The organism is Amycolatopsis sp. NBC_00345, assembly GCF_036116635.1.
Taxonomy (GTDB): Bacteria; Actinomycetota; Actinomycetes; order Mycobacteriales; family Pseudonocardiaceae; genus Amycolatopsis.
In genome coordinates this window covers 7,691,068-7,705,770 of record NZ_CP107995.1, presented here as the reverse complement: position 1 = coordinate 7,705,770, position 14,703 = coordinate 7,691,068, and the positions used below count along the sequence as shown (strand labels likewise).

The window sequence follows — 14,703 nt, the reverse complement described above, 5'->3', positions numbered from 1 at the left end:
ACCATGGTGCAGACGCAGAAGGACCACGTCGAGGCGTATTCGTTCCTGATCGGACGGATGACCTCGGCCCTCGTGCTCGGCGACGCGAGCCACCTCGACGTCCCGGCCAAGCGGGCCTGGACGGGGCTGCTGATCGGCGTGGCGCTCGGCGTGCTGATCGCGGTCGGGTTTTTCGTCTACGGGCTGATCGTGCATCACACCGGCGGCGCCGCGCCGTCTGCACCAGTGGGAGGAACGGGCGGGCCGTCGCACACGATCCGCCAGAACACCTGAACGACGAACACCACCGCGGCCCGGGCCGGTGCCGGGCCGCCGCGGCAGGAAGGACGAAGGTGATCATGGACCTCTCGCTGATGCGTCGCGGGAACGGTGCCTCCGGCGCCCCCCTCGACAAGCAGACGATCGGCAACGCTCTGGTCGTCCACCCCGCCGCCGGGATGACCGAGGAGGCCCAGGCGCTCGCGCTGGGCGTCGCGGCCGACACCGAGCACGACCTGGTGGTCGTCGACCTGCCGGTGGACTCGCCGATCTCGATGTGGGAGTCGGTGGCCAAGGTGCTGCCGCGGCGCCGTCGCGGGGTCCGGCTGGTGATCGGCGGCCGCTCGCGGGAGACGTCGGCGCTGGCCGGGCAGTGGCTGGCCGAGCGGATCAACCGCACCGTGCTGGCGCCGGACGGCTCCGTGATCCCGAGCGCCGGCGGCACCCTGTTCGTCCACTCCGGACGCGGCAGCGGCTGGGTCAAGTTCCAGCCGGGCCGTCCGCCGAAGTGGGAGGCCAAGCGCTTCCCGCGCCCGTCTTGGGACTCCGGGCTGACGGCGGAGCTGACGTCCACCAGCTCACGCGGTGTCGCGGAGCCGCTGCCGGGCGGGCTCTGGGTGCGCCCGGTGGGCTTCGACCTGCAGCAGCGCGAGCACCGCAGCGCGCTGGCCCGCGGCCTGCCCGCGCAGCCCGACACCATGACGGTCGTGCTCGGCTGCCCCGGCTGCCCGCCGCTCACCCTCGACGACGTCGCCCGCCTGTGGGTCCGGCTGCCGGAGAACGTCCGGGCCAACACCCGGTTCGTGCAGTACGGCCCGATGTCGATGCCCAGCGGCACCACGCTCGGCCAGGCGCTCGCGGACCTGCTGGGCCGGGAGGTCGCGTTCTACCCCGGCCTGCCCGTCATCGCGGCGCAGTCCGTCGACGTGCGCACGGTTCTGTTCGACGGCCGCCTCGGCTGGACGACGTTCGTCCGCGAGATCGGGTACAAGCCGCGCACGGCACAGGGCTCGCCCACGCCGCGCCTGCTCAAGCACCGCGCCCCGATCAACGGCCTGGACGAGATCTCCCCGGCCGTGTACTGGTACGCGCCCGACGCCGTGATCGAGGTCGTCCAGTCCGGCCTGCTGGTGCGCCCGCCGCAGGACGGCCCCGACACCCCGGCGGTGCGGACGATCACCCTGGACAACTCCGTCAACAACCTCACGTTCGACGCCCCGAGCGAGGACGCCGTCGACCGCATGCGCCTGCTGGCCGAGGACGTGCTCGCGCGGCTGGACGAGCACACCCGCGCGATGAGCCGCGTGCTGCCTTCGGGCGCGCTGCTTGCCGAGCGTTCTCGTGGGCAGATCCGTACCAAGGCGCTGGGGGAGATCGGGGCGGGTGAGCCGGCTCCTGTGCTCGCTGGGGCCGGCTCTGGCTCTGGCTCTGGTTCGACGGAGGCGGTGACCAGCGAGGCGTCGGCTTACCGGCCGGCCGCCGCCGCGGACCTCGGCTTGGACGCCACCTCGGAACCCTCGTTCCTCCGCTCCGAGCCGACGATCACTCAGCGGCTCGACCCGGGGTTGGGGGCTTCGCTGTCCGCGGTGGGGGCGGTGGGAGCGGTGGGGACTCCGATCACGATCACCTCGGCTCGGCTGCCGATGACGGTGGTTGAGGAGAAGCCGGTTGAGGAGAAGGTGGCTCAGGAGAAGCCGGTTGAGGGTGCGGCTTCGGCACCGGTCGTGGGCTCGGCCTCGACGGCTTCGGCTCCCTCGGCTCCGGTCGCGGGCTTGACCGCGGTGCCGGCCGCCTCGACCTCGGCCGTCCCGGCCCCGGGCGCCTCGACCTCTACCCAGACTCCGCCGCGACTCCCGGCGTCGAACTTCACCCCGCCCAACTTCACGCCACCGAACTTCTCCACACCCCCGACGTCGAGCTGGGGATCGTCGCCCTCGCCGGTTTTCCCGGTGACGCCGCCCGCCCCGATTCCCCCGGCCATGCCGCCCGCCGGGATGCCGATGGCGTCCGCGCCGGTCGCGACTCCGCGAGCAACCCCGCCCGCGACCCCACCTGCGGGAATGCCGCCGGTGGCCGCCGCCCCGCCCGTTCCGCCCGCGATGGCTCCGCCGTCTCCGCCGGTCGCCAACGTGCCCGGCCCCGCGACCGAGCCGAAGACCACCGCCCCCGACCCGATCGCAACTCCCGGCCCGGCGACTCCCGGCCTGGCGACTTCCGGCCCCGGCCCACTGGCCTCCGGGACTGGCCTGGCGACCTCTGGCTCCGGCCCACTGGCTCCGGCGACCGGCCTGGCGACCTCTGGCTCCGTCCCGCTGACCCCTGCGACCGGCCTGGCGACTTCCGGCTCCGGCCCACTGGCCCCCGCGACCAGCCCGGCGACCTCCGGCGACGGCCCGGCGACCCCCGCTGCCGCCTCGACCGCGACCACGACCGCCCCACCAGAGCCCGCCCCGAGCGGCACCCCCGGCCAGCCCGAAACCACAAGCGCAACCACCGCAACCACCACCCCCACCCAACCCACCACCCCCAAGCGCCCCGCCGCCCTCCAACCCACCCCCGGCCCCGAGTCCACCGCGCTCCTGCCCAAGCGCGGCGTCGACAAGGAGCGTGAGTGGCTGCGCAAGTCGCTCGGCGCGGAGTACGGCCTGATGTCCAACTCGATCGCGCGCATCCTCTCCGAGCACCCCGGCTTCCAGGGCGCTTTGTCGACCTCGTCGGTGGAAGTCCTCACCGACGCGGTTGCTGTGCAGCTGTACCTCTCGGCCAAGGGCACCGCGATCGACGCCGGGCTGCGCAGCGGCGTCAACGGGCCGCACGTGCCCATCGCGCGGTGTGTGGTCGCGGGGCTGAGCCGGCTGCCGTCGCACCGGGGGCCCGCGACGTTCGCGACCTCGCTGTCCGAAGGCGCGAACACCCTGTACCGGACGCAGAAAGTCCTCACCGAGTGGGGTTTCCTGAACACGCTGACCCAGCCGTCGTCCACGCTGGACGGTGACACCGACGTTCTCGTCTGGTCGATCACCGCGCGGCGCACGAAGCTGCTGGAGCCCGCCGAGTCCGGCGTGGAGAACCGGGTGCTGTTCGTGCCCGGCACCAGCTTCAAGGTGCTGGAGCTGCGCGAGCCCGCCGACGGCGCGCGCGGCCTGGTGCTGCTGCGGGAGCTGACCACGAGCGAGGTCGACGAGACGGGCAAGGTCGCGTCGGACCGGATCTCGCTGGACGAGCTCGCGCTGGTCTCACTGCGCCGTGAACTCGAGGTGTGGACCGACGCCGACGGGCGCAAACCGATGGACAAAAAGGCAGCGGAACGGTTCGGCGCGCTCCCGGGGCTGGTGTGAGTGCGATGTTGAGGCGGGAGAGGCGGATTCGATGAACCGACAGTTGCTCGTGGTCGCCGGCGACCGGCAGGGCGCGTTCCCGACCATCGGCGCGGCGCTGGCGCAGGCCCAGCCCGGCGCGACGATCAGCGTGTACCCGGGCCGCTACGAGGAGAACCTCGTGGTGGACCGCATGGTGTCGCTGGTCGCCGAGGAGGGGGCGGGCACGGTCGAGGTCGTCGCGCGTGAGGGCAGTGTGCTCGTCGCGAACTCCGAGGCCGTCCAGTTGCGCGGGTTCACCCTGATCAGCGAGGACGACAAGCTGGTGGCCGTGGACGTCGTCCGCGGCGAAGCGGCGCTCGACGGCTGCCGTCTCGTCGGCGCGTCCTGGGCGACGCTGCTCGCGCGTCTGCAGGGCTCGCTCGCGGTGCGCGGCTGCAGCGTCACCAGCAGTGCCGGCGCGGGCATCGTCATCGCCTCGTCCTCGCAGAGCACGATCGAAGACACCGAGATCCTGGACGTCGCGTCGTCCGGCGTCGTGGTGGCCGAGGTCGGCTCGGTGGTGCTGCGCCGCTGCGTCGTTGCCCGCCCGCAGGGCAACGGCATCTGCGTGAACGGCGAGGCCGTCGCCGTGGTCGAGCAGTGCGAGATCTCCGGTGCGCAGAAGCCCGCGATGGTCGTGGAGCAGCAGGGGCGGGCCACCGTCACCGGCCTCACCGTGCGCGAGAGCGCGAACGTCGACCTGTACCTGACCAGCCAGGGCCGCATCTCCGTCGCCGGCTCGCAGTTCCTTTCCGCGCCGATGCAGGCCGCGCACGTGGCGGCTTCGTCCGCGCCGCTGCTGCGCGAGTGCGTGTTCTCCGGCGCCGAGCGCAACGCCGTGCAGGCGACCGGGAACGCGGCCCCGCAGTTCGTGGACTGCACGTTCGAGGGCTCGCCGGTCGCGATCATGGTCGACGGCGAGGCAACGCCGCGGTTCGAGCGCGCGACCGTCCGCGGTTCGTCGCAGACGGCCGTGCTGGTCTCGGCCGAGTCGGCCGCCAAGATCACCGGGCTGCGCCTGACCACGGACTCCGGCCCCGGAATCGTCCTTTCCGGACAGTCGCGATTGGACCTCGCCGACGCCTCGATCGAGACCGGCCGCGAGGTCGGCATCGACGTCACGGAGTCGGCGCGCCTCACCGTCACCGACATCCGGGTGGGCTCCACCGCGGAGCACGCCGTGAAGCTCGGCGGGAGCACACCGTCGTCGCTGAAGTCCGTGTTGGTGCGCGGTGGTGGCGTCCAGGTGGCCGGTGAGGTCGAGATCTCCTTGCAGGACTGCGAAATCGCCGACGCGAAGGCGGACGGCATCACCGTCACGCCGGGTGCGGTGCTCGCCGCTTCGCGCTGCCGGGTGCGCAACGCGGGCCGGAACGGCGTCGCGGTGGAGGAGCGCGCGCGGGTGTCGCTGGTCGAGTGCGAGGTGCTGGGCGCCGGCGAGGACGGCTTCCGGCTCGACACGCGCGAGGCCGTCACCATTCGCGACTGCGTGGTCAACGACGCGTCCGGCGAGCCCGTGCACCGCTTCGGCGAGGACCAGGTGACGGTGGACAACCTGATCACCGACCAGGCGCGCGCCACCGCGGAGCCGATGATGCTGGCCGGCTCCTTCCCCGAGCCCGGCGAGCCGCGCGCCGCGACGACCGTGAGCGAAGCGGCCGGCGAGGTGGTCGACGGGCCGCTGGGCGACTTGGAGCAGCTGGTCGGCCTGGCGGGGGTGAAGAAGGAGGTCACCGGCCTGATCAACCTGATCAAGATGTCCCAGATGCGCGAGCGCATGGGCCTGCCGATGCCGCCGATGAGCCGGCACCTCGTGTTCGCGGGCCCGCCCGGCACCGGTAAGACCACCGTGGCGCGGCTCTACGGCACGGTGCTGGCGGAGCTGGGCATCCTGTCCAAGGGGCACATGGTCGAGGTCGCGCGCGCGGACCTCGTCGGCCAGTACATCGGCTCGACGGCGATCAAGACCACCGAGGTGGTCGAGAAGGCCATCGGCGGCGTGCTGTTCATCGACGAGGCGTACACGCTGGCGGCGGGCTCCGGCGGCTCCGGCCCGGACTTCGGTCAGGAGGCCATCGACGCGCTGATGAAGATCATGGAGGACCAGCGCGACTCGCTGGTGGTCATCGTCGCCGGCTACTCCGAGCAGATGGTGCAGTTCCTCGACTCCAACCCCGGCCTCGCCTCGCGCTTCACGCGCACGATCGAGTTCCCGAACTACAGCGTCGACGAGCTGGTCACCATCACCACCGGGCTGACCCGCAAGCACTACTACGAGCTGACCGACGACGCGATGACCACCCTGCGCGAGTACTTCGAGCGGGTGCCGAAGAACTCCACGTTCGGCAACGGCCGCGTGGCGCGCAAGCTGTTCGAGGCCATGGTGAACAACCAGGCGTCACGGCTGGCGCTGCAGCCGCCGTCCAAGGACTCGGAGCTGAACCGGCTCACCGCCGAGGACCTGCGGGCGGAGCTGGCGCTGCTGCCGTCGGCGGCGCAGGCGGCGGTGTCCGTCGGCTCGGACCCGGCCGCGGCCGTCGGCGCGAGCACGAGCTGGAACCGCCTGCGGAACCTCGTCGGCCAGACCACCGTGCGCCAGCACGCGCAGAACCAGCTGGTACGGCTCGGCGGGCTCAAGCAGACCCGGCAACCGCTGGGACAGCTGGCGAACGTCGTGATCGGCGGCCCGCGCGGGTCCGGCCGGGCCGAGTTCGCGAAGCTCTACGCGCAGACGCTCACCGAGCTGGGGCTGGTCAGCGTCGGGCAGCTCGTCCGGTGCTCCGTCGCCGACGACCTGTTCCCGCGCTGGCCCGGGCAGGCCGAGCACCTCGTGCGCACCGCCATGGACGACGCGAGCGGCGGCGTGCTGGTCCTCGACCTCGACGGCGACTGGGAGGCCTCGACGCACACCCCGGGCGTCGAGGTGGTCGAGGCCGTCGCCGAAGCCGTGTCACGCCGCCCGGCGGACCCGGTGGTCGTGCTCACCGGCGAGGCCCGGCGCGTGTCGGCCCTGCTGGGCCTGGTGCCCACGCTGCGCGGCCTGTTCACCGTCGGCTGGGAGCTCGGTGAGTACACAGTGGACGAACTGACCGAGGTCGCGGTGCGGCAGCTGGCGCGGCGCGGCCACGACGTGCCCGACGAAGTCCGTGACGCGCTGGCCCACGAGCTGGCGGCGGCGTCCGAGCACACGGTGCACGCGGCGCACGAGCTGGCGCGGACGCTGTCGGCCACCGCCGCGTCGCGCACGCTCGCGGCGGCGGACCTGCGCGGCATCCGGCCGCCGGAGACCGGTGCGCTGGCGCTCGGCCAGGGATTGGCGTCGGTGGGATGAGGGACCAGGGAGGTTTCTGATGGCTTCGCCGTACGAGAAGATGCTCGAAGACGCGCTTGGTGCGTACCAGCGTCAGCGCGAGCGTCTCACGGAGACCAAGGAGCGGATGGAATCGCTCACCAGCACCGCCACCTCCGCGCGGCGCGAGGTGACGGCCACCGTCGGGCGCACCGGTGAGCTGACCGAGCTGTCGTTCCCGACCAGCGCGTACAAGCGGATGGCGCCGGCCGAGCTGGCGTCGGTGATCGTGCGGACCATCTCGGAGGCGCGGCGGGCCTCGATCGCCGCGTCGGCCGAGGAGCTGGCGCCGATGCTGCCGCCCGGGTTCTCCGCGCAGGACATGATGAGCGGCCAGGTCGACGTGCGGGCGCTGATCGCCGCGCGGGTGCCGGGCCTCGAGGAAGGGAACGGGTCATGAGCGAGTTCTTCGTCGATGCGGACGGCCTCGACACCGGCCGCAACGGGTTCGGGGAGAAGGCGTCCGAGATCGAGAGCCTCGCGCAGCGCATCGCCGACCTCGGCAACCCGGGCCGGGTCGCCGCGGCGGCGGGCAATGACAAGAACGGCAACAACTTCACGCAGACGCACGTCAAGGCGGTCGGCGAGATCCACGACGGCATCAAGGCGTGGTCGCGCGCGGTCGACGGCACCAAGGACGCGATCGGCGACATGGCCAGCTCGTTCCGCGAGGCCGACGCCGGCGCGTTCGACATGGCGACGGACCTGCGCAACAACTTCGAGAAGCTGAACGACGGTTCCGGCGGCTCTGACGGCTCCGGTGGCTCTGATGGCTCGTCGAACCCGCCGCTGGCGCGTCGGGAGGCGGCGTTGAAGCCGACCCAGGCGTTCATGGCCAAGCGGCGGCTGGCTGAGCCGGGTGACCCGGGCGTGCCGGCGGAGCGGACGGAGTTCAGCGCGCTGAAGCCGATGGAGAAGGGCGAGATGGTCCCGGCCGAGCGGGGTGTGCTCGCGGAGCGGATACCGGCCGAAAAGGCCGTGCCGATGGAACGGGCCAAGCGGGTCGAGGCGATGCCCGCGGAGCGGGGTGTGCCGGCGGAACCGTTGCAGCCGCGGGAATTTTTGGCGTCGTCGAGGCCGGGCGAGGTGACGCCGGGCATTCCGCTGGAGCCGGCGCAGTCGTTCCCGCGCGACGTCGGGGTGCGTGACGAAGGAGTGGTGACCGAGGGCGTCTCCACGCCGCCGATCCCCACGACCCCGGTGGAGCCTCCGGCCTGACTTTTCTGTTCTGCGGCAAGGGAAAGTGAGGTGAACCCGCGATGAGCCTGATGGTCGACCCCAGTCTGAACTGGATCTTCTACATCATCGCGGGTGACGCCTGGCCGCAGGGCGACGAGGACGCGTTGCGCGAGCTGGCCGCCGAGTGGGACGACGTCGCGCAGCGGATCGCGTCCGCGGGGCAGGGCTTCAACCAGCTGTCGCAGCACGTGACGGCGAACGTCGGCGGCGACGTGCAGACGAACTTCATCGGCTTCGCGAACAACCTGAGCACGATGGGCTCGACGTTCGTGGCGCGGGCACAGCAGCAGGCGGCGTCGTTGCGTGAGCAGGCGCTGAACATCGAGAACGCCAAGTACGGCATGTTGATCTCGATCGCGGTCACCGCGGCCGAGGTGCTGTGGGCGTTGGCGGACCCGTTCACGGCGCCGCTGGTGCCGGAGATCATGGCGGTCGGGCGTGAGGTCGTCAACGAGGTCGAGCGGACCCTGATCCAGCGGCTGACGAGCCTGCTCTCGCGGATCGCGCGCGAGGCGGCGGAGGAGGCGATCGAAGAGGTCGCGGAGGACATGCTCGCCCAGGGCATCCAGATCGCGCAGGGCAACCGCAACGGTTTCGACTGGAACTCCATCAAACAGTCCGCGATCCTCGGCGGCGCGGGCGGCGCTTTCGCCCATGGTGCCGGAAAGGGCCTTGGCAAGTTCGACAACAAGTTCGGCACGAACTTCTCGAAGAACGTCTTCGGCGAGTCCGGCATCGAGGCCGCCACGGAAGTGGTGGTCGGCGGCCTCGGCGCCGTCGCCTTCGGCGGTGACCTGGACAGCCTGGGCTGGTCGGCCCTGAACGGCGGCCTGAGCGGCGCGGCCACCCACGGAGCCCACCACGCCGGCGAATCCCTGGCCGACAGCATGAAGAACGGCGGCGACAGCGGGGGCAAGGGCGGGGGCCCCAACGATGTCGGGGACACGGGGTTCAACAAGGGGAACGTCGGGGATATCAAGGCCCCGCCGCCACCTGCTGGTGGTGGTGACCATGGACCGTCTACAACGGACACGGGTGGTTCGGGCGGCACTTCTGGACCGGCTTCGGGGGGTGCTGGTTCTTCTGGGTCTTCCGGCTCGAGTTCTCCTGGCAACGGCTCGTCGGGTGCGGGCTCTTCCGGCAACGGCGGCACGGGCACGGGTTCTCCCGGTAACGGCTCGCCGGGCACGGGTTCTTCCGGAAACGGCTCGCCGGGCACGAGCTCTGGCAACTCCTCTGGCAACCACTCTCCGAACACCAGCACCAACCAGACCGGCACTCCCACCGGCACCGGCGCGAACACCCCCAACTCCCCGAACAGCGGCGGCACAAACACCAACACGACCAACAACGGCGCGAACAACGGCGCCTCAACCACCGGTGGCCCGAACCCCGGCACCACTGGCGGCACGAACAGCAATGGCACGAACACTGGCGGCGTGAACAACGGCGGTTCAAACACCGGCGCCAGCACCGGCGGCACGAACAGCGGTGCCACCAACTCCACTGGCACGAACACTGGTGGCACGAACACCACCACCGGCGGCACCAACACCGGTGCCACCAACTCCACTGGCACGAACACCGGTGGCACGAACACCGGTGGCACAAATTCTGGCGCCACCAATCCCGGCACCAACTCAAGCTCCCAGAACACCGGCTCCACGACGTCCGGCTCAGGCACCTCCAGCACCACCGGCAACGGCACCCCGAACACCTCCACTCCGCCGCCGGCAACTCCAGGCGACGCCGGAAGCGTCACGACAGGCAACCCAGTCCCCCCACCAGCGACGCCAGGCAGCCCGACCGCCGGCTCCGTCAACACGGGCAACACCGTCCCGCCACCCGCCGACGCTGGTACACCCACGTCCACCCCACCCCCCGCCGCTAACAACGGCACCACCTCCACCCCGCCGCCAGCGAACGCTGGTACACCCGCGTCAACACCGCCTCCCGCGAACGCTGGTACACCCACATCAACGCCGCCGCCCGCGAATGCTGGTCCGTCCACGTCGACTCCTCCGCCTGCGAACGTCGACACGAACACTTCGACTCCGCCACCCGCGAACGTCGGCACCAGCACCGCTACACCGCCACCGTCGGCGGGGACCCATTCGACTCCGGCGCCATCTCCCTCAACAGGGATCGGGAACTCCTCGCCCACACCCGGCGGGCAGAACCACAGCGACGGCGGCCTGCCCGGTTTCGGCGGTCGTCAGCACACCGATTCCCCCGTCACCAATCAGCCGACGGGACCGAGCACCTCCCCGAACACGTCGACCCATGCCAGCCCGTCCCCAAGTACGGCTGTCAACACAGGTCCCGCGCCGGACACGACCACTCACACCGGCCCCACTCCGAACACGAATGCCAATGCCGGCCCCACTCCGGGTACGACCACTCACGGCAGTCCCACGCCGAACACCAGCCAGAACTCCGGTACCCCCAACACCGGCTCGATCAATTCCGGCACCCACCCGGGAAACACCAACACCGGCCCAGGCATGACCAACGCCGGCAATCCCAACACCGGCACCAGCACGACCCACACCGGCAACAGCAACACGGAGACCACCAACACCGGGCCTGGCAACGCCAACAGCAACCTGACGAATGCCGGTCCCAGGAACACCAATACCGGCACCACTAGTACCGGCACCGGCACGGCCAACACCAACACGAACTCCGGCACGAACTCGAATCCCAACACCACCACGCAGAACTCGGGAACCAACGGTCCCAAGACCGAGCCCGCCGGTGGCACGACTCCGTCCGGGAACAAGTCGGTGCCGACGGCTGTGGCGGGCAGTGTTGGTGGGGTCAAACCGACGTCCGGGCCCAACGTGACATCGCCGGGGACTGTCGGAGAGCACAGCAGCAGTGTCGACGTGCCGAGTTCACTCCGGCACGACCCGACGCCCACCCCGCAGACGGTCACCTCGACCAGCCCCGAACCGAAGGTCGACACCGCGCCGAAGCAGGACCCGTCCACCAGCAGTGACACCGGTGGCAAAGTCGACACCGGCACCAACACCAAGGTCGAGACCAACACGAACACTGACACCAAGGTCGACAGCAACACGAACACCGACACCAAGGTCGACACCAAGACCGACGTGACACCGTCGGTCAACCCGAAGCCGGCTACCTCCACGACTGGTCCCACGACTTCGCACGACCCCAGCCCCGCGTTGAACCCGGACGGTCACGCCAAGCCGGAGCCACATCAGGACAACGGCTCGCAGACGGACCACAAGCCGAACACCAACAGCAACACGAGCTCGAGCACCAATCAGAACTCGAAAATCGATCAGAACCCGGACGCCAAGGCCGGGCCGAACCCGAGTTCCGACCCGAAGACGTCGCCTGTTCAGAACCCGGCCGTCAAGACTGACCCGAAGAGTGACAGCAAGCCCGCAGCCAACATCGACAGCAAGCCGGACAGCAAGCCGGACACCAAGCCGGACACCAAAACCGGCGCCAGGCCCGACGCGAAGACCGGCCCGAACCCAGCCACCAAGAACAGCAGCAACACCAGCACTGACCGGAACACTGGCACCGATCAGAACACCGGCATCAAGACCGCCACCGATGCACCCGTCGCCAAGAATCTCCACACCCCGGCCAGCGCGCCCCGGCCGCGGGGCACCAATCCCGCGCCGAACCCGAACACCGAGCCGACCGCGACGCCGAGCACAAACCAGAACACGAACTCGAACACCGAGCCCAACCCAAACCAGAACACCGCGCCCAACCCAAACCCGAACCCCGAATCGTCCCCAAACCCGAACCCCGACCAGCGCACGACGGCCCAGCAGATCGAGTCCTACGGCAAGCTCGACCCCGCCAACCGCCAGGAGATGCGGGACTACTCGCGGTTCAAGTCCTATTGGGACACCACCGGTCCGCAGAGTGACGCGGCCCCGCCGCGGCGGGATTACGCGCCGTCGGAGCGGGCGTTCATCAGGCAGGATGATGGGTCGACCGTCGGGTTGACGCCGTTGATCGCGGCGAAGTGGCAGGTCGATCACGGGCAGACGGACGCGCTGAAGCCGTTCCGCACCGAGAACGTCCACGAGTTTATCTACCCGAAACGGGACGGCGCCCCCGTGCGGGTGTACGACGTCAACGATATCGGGGGCTTCCTCAAGGACGTCGCCACCGATGCGGGCGCGCGCGAGATCGAGCACCACCAGGCCTGGACCGGCGCCGTCCACGACTTCGCGGACTGGGTCACCGGCAAGTACCCGCCGGACCGGTTCAGCTACGTCGGGCTCGGCCGCAGTCCGGCTCCGGTGCTGGCCGCGTTGCAGTCGAACGGGCACGACGCCGTGTCGGTGCCGCTGTCGAAGTTCCGGCCGGGGCCCTCGACCGGCGAATCGGTGCTCAACACCGCGTTCGAGGGTGACCCGGGGCTCACCAAGGACCAGCAGGACATGCTCGGGGAGCACTTCGCCGAATTCCTGAACGGGTTGCCGCGTAACAAGAACATCGTTGTCATCGACTACACCGAGAGCGCCAAGTCGCTGCTCGCCGCGCAGCACTACCTGCAGCAACGGCTCGATCGGCTGCCCGGGCCGAAGCTCGAGGTCCACGCGCTGGCCATGCACCAGCAGCTCGAGACCGACCGCCTCAACCGTACGATCGCGGGCATCACCGGCGACGCGCAGTCGACGCTCAGCTGGGCCTACGAGCGCATGCTCCACCCCGACCGCGCCGCCCAGCGCGACCAGTTCCGCGACCGCTTCCAGATGGTCTCACTGGACTCCGACGGCCCCCTCGGCCCGAACGGCAAGGCATTCAGCGATCTGGTCAAGGGCCAGCGCTTCGACGACCTGGCCGAGTACGGCTCCTACAACTTCCAGGCGAAGACCGACTCACGCACCGACTTCGACAACGGCCGGCCGCACCGCCAGCACGACCCGAACCCGGACGGCAGCGCCTACGACGCGCTCAAGGAGAGCATCGGCACCCGCAACACGGCAAACACCAGCACAACGCCGAACCAGAACCACGACCAGAACCAGGGCCACGACCAGAACCACGACCAAAACGACGCGCCGAACCAGACGTCGTCCGCGCCGCCGAAGCCCGCGCCGGCCGCGAACCCGGGCACGGATGCCAAGCCTCAGCCGGGCACGTCCACAAAGGATCTCCCCGGCGAGAAAGACTGGTCGCACCAGCGTGATTCCGCTCCCGCCACTCGGTTCTCGTCGGAGCGGTTCGATCCGGCGAAGTCGATTTCGCAGCAGTTCGCGGGTAATCGTGAGGGGCTGCGTGGTGGTCAGCTCGGTGGGGCGATCACGCAGATGCGGTACGACGTGCGGCGTTTCGAGGAGTCGCCGGGAAACTGGGTGCGTGAGTTCACCGTTCCGCTGGACCTGACCTCGCAGTCGGGTTCGGTGTCGATCGACGCGCGTAACCAGCTGGCCGCCGACTTGCAGAGCCACCTCGACGCGACGGTGAACCAGCACTACCGGCTCCCTGGCGGAGACCAGCTGCACGTGCGGGTGGATGCCAACGCCACCAACGATATTCACCCGGACGACGACGGCTGGGAGTCCGACTCGTCCCGCGGCGTGCCGGTGAACATCCACGATTCCACTGTGGACGGGAACACGCCGGCCACGAACCAGCTCAACTGGGACGTGCACGACGCCAGCACTGGCCTCACCCACGAAGTGATGCACTTCCTCGGGCTGGGCGAGGGTTATCGCGACAACCGGCTGCTGTTCAACCGTCAGGACACCCCCGGGGTGATGGGGCCGGACGCGTGGACGGACTCCTCGCTGACGCCGCACAACCTGAGCCAGCTCGAGAACGTCTCGAACACCGCGAACATCCGCGACCACCACCTCGGCGACCCGGCCGCGACCACACCGTCGGCACCGCACACGGACCACGGCCCGAACGCCGACCACAACGGCAACCACAGTCCGAACACCGACAGCAGCGCCAATGAAAACCCGAACCAGCACGAGAGCCAAGACCAGCACCAAAACCAGCACAACAGCCAGAATCAGCACGAAAACCAGCACGAAAACCAGCACCACAACCAGACCCCAGGCCACAACCCCCCGTCCAAGCCCAACCTGCACTACCCCACCGAAGCGCCCAGCCCAACCCACGTCACCGTCAACGGCAGCCGCACCGTCGACGCCAAGCCCGGCACCGTCGTCCGCCGGGACGCCTTCAACCCGGACCAGCACACGATCCTCGGCGTCCACGGGCTCGACGCCGTCATCGCCGGCGGGGACACGGCGCACGACAACTTCCGTCAGGCCGTCGCCCAGAGCCTGCCGGACAACACCCCCCGCGAGCACGCCCGCATCACGTCGCAGCTGGAGAGTAACCAGCACCTCACCGAGCTCGACCAGATAGCGCACGCCGCCGGTGTACGCGTGCACGTGCTCGACCCCGGTGGCGGCTGGACCAGCCACGGGCCCGAGACCGGTCGCCCCGTACACATTGTACGGTCCACAGTAGACAATAAAGACA

The 14,703-nt window shown here is 70.1% G+C and carries 10 protein-coding genes and 1 pseudogene; 6 read left to right on the top strand and 5 right to left on the bottom strand.

The window, feature by feature from the left end; all coding sequences use genetic code 11:
* Positions 1-3 precede the first annotated feature (3 nt).
* From OG943_RS34745 to OG943_RS48515, 6 genes and pseudogenes are all read left to right on the top strand, one after another.
* Positions 4-273 carry a type VII secretion protein EccB gene (locus tag OG943_RS34745; RefSeq protein WP_328605155.1) on the top strand — a complete coding sequence of 90 codons (270 nt, stop codon included), beginning with the start codon at positions 4-6 and terminating at the stop codon, positions 271-273.
* Positions 274-338: 65 nt separating this feature from the next.
* On the top strand, positions 339-3,596 hold the full coding sequence (locus OG943_RS34740; RefSeq protein WP_328605154.1) for a hypothetical protein: 3,258 nt from the start codon (positions 339-341) through the stop codon (positions 3,594-3,596).
* Positions 3,597-3,627: 31 nt separating this feature from the next.
* Positions 3,628-6,948: a right-handed parallel beta-helix repeat-containing protein gene (locus OG943_RS34735; RefSeq protein WP_328605153.1), complete on the top strand. Its 3,321-nt coding sequence runs from the start codon at positions 3,628-3,630 to the stop codon at positions 6,946-6,948.
* A gap of 19 nt (positions 6,949-6,967) precedes the next feature.
* Positions 6,968-7,366: a YbaB/EbfC family nucleoid-associated protein gene (locus tag OG943_RS34730; RefSeq protein ID WP_328605152.1), complete on the top strand. Its 399-nt coding sequence runs from the start codon at positions 6,968-6,970 to the stop codon at positions 7,364-7,366.
* Positions 7,363-8,184 (top strand): hypothetical protein, encoded by an 822-nt coding sequence (locus OG943_RS34725; protein WP_328605151.1) that lies wholly within the window; start codon positions 7,363-7,365, stop codon positions 8,182-8,184. The genes OG943_RS34730 and OG943_RS34725 overlap by 4 nt, the downstream gene beginning before the upstream one ends.
* Before the next feature lie 41 nt (positions 8,185-8,225).
* Positions 8,226-8,552 (top strand): annotated as a pseudogene (locus OG943_RS48515) (WXG100-like domain-containing protein); the annotation flags it as partial.
* Between the two features lie 2,054 nt (positions 8,553-10,606).
* Here the strand turns inward: OG943_RS48515 and OG943_RS34715 are convergent.
* From OG943_RS34715 to OG943_RS34695, 5 genes are all read right to left on the bottom strand, one after another.
* Positions 10,607-11,359 (bottom strand): hypothetical protein, encoded by a 753-nt coding sequence (locus OG943_RS34715; protein ID WP_328605149.1) that lies wholly within the window; start codon positions 11,357-11,359, stop codon positions 10,607-10,609.
* A 216-nt stretch (positions 11,360-11,575) separates the two neighbouring features.
* Positions 11,576-11,746, bottom strand: a complete 171-nt coding sequence (locus tag OG943_RS34710) for a hypothetical protein (RefSeq protein WP_328605148.1) — start codon at positions 11,744-11,746, stop codon at positions 11,576-11,578.
* 21 nt (positions 11,747-11,767) lie between these two features.
* Positions 11,768-11,959, bottom strand: coding sequence for a hypothetical protein (locus OG943_RS34705; RefSeq protein WP_328605147.1), 192 nt, complete (start codon positions 11,957-11,959; stop codon positions 11,768-11,770).
* 510 nt (positions 11,960-12,469) lie between these two features.
* A complete protein-coding gene (locus OG943_RS34700; protein WP_328605146.1) occupies positions 12,470-12,598 on the bottom strand; it encodes a hypothetical protein in 129 nt (42 codons plus the stop codon).
* 484 nt (positions 12,599-13,082) lie between these two features.
* On the bottom strand, positions 13,083-14,612 hold the full coding sequence (locus OG943_RS34695; protein ID WP_328605145.1) for a hypothetical protein: 1,530 nt from the start codon (positions 14,610-14,612) through the stop codon (positions 13,083-13,085).
* Positions 14,613-14,703: the final 91 nt, after the last annotated feature.

Bases quoted from the DNA above. Each gene is read 5' to 3' on its own strand.
- OG943_RS34745 (WP_328605155.1), top strand. From the start codon at position 4: ATGGTGCAGACGCAGAAGGACCACGTCGAGGCGTATTCGTTCCTGATC.
- OG943_RS34740 (WP_328605154.1), top strand. From the start codon at position 339: ATGGACCTCTCGCTGATGCGTCGCGGGAACGGTGCCTCCGGCGCCCCC.
- OG943_RS34735 (WP_328605153.1), top strand. From the start codon at position 3,628: ATGAACCGACAGTTGCTCGTGGTCGCCGGCGACCGGCAGGGCGCGTTC.
- OG943_RS34730 (WP_328605152.1), top strand. From the start codon at position 6,968: ATGGCTTCGCCGTACGAGAAGATGCTCGAAGACGCGCTTGGTGCGTAC.
- OG943_RS34725 (WP_328605151.1), top strand. From the start codon at position 7,363: ATGAGCGAGTTCTTCGTCGATGCGGACGGCCTCGACACCGGCCGCAAC.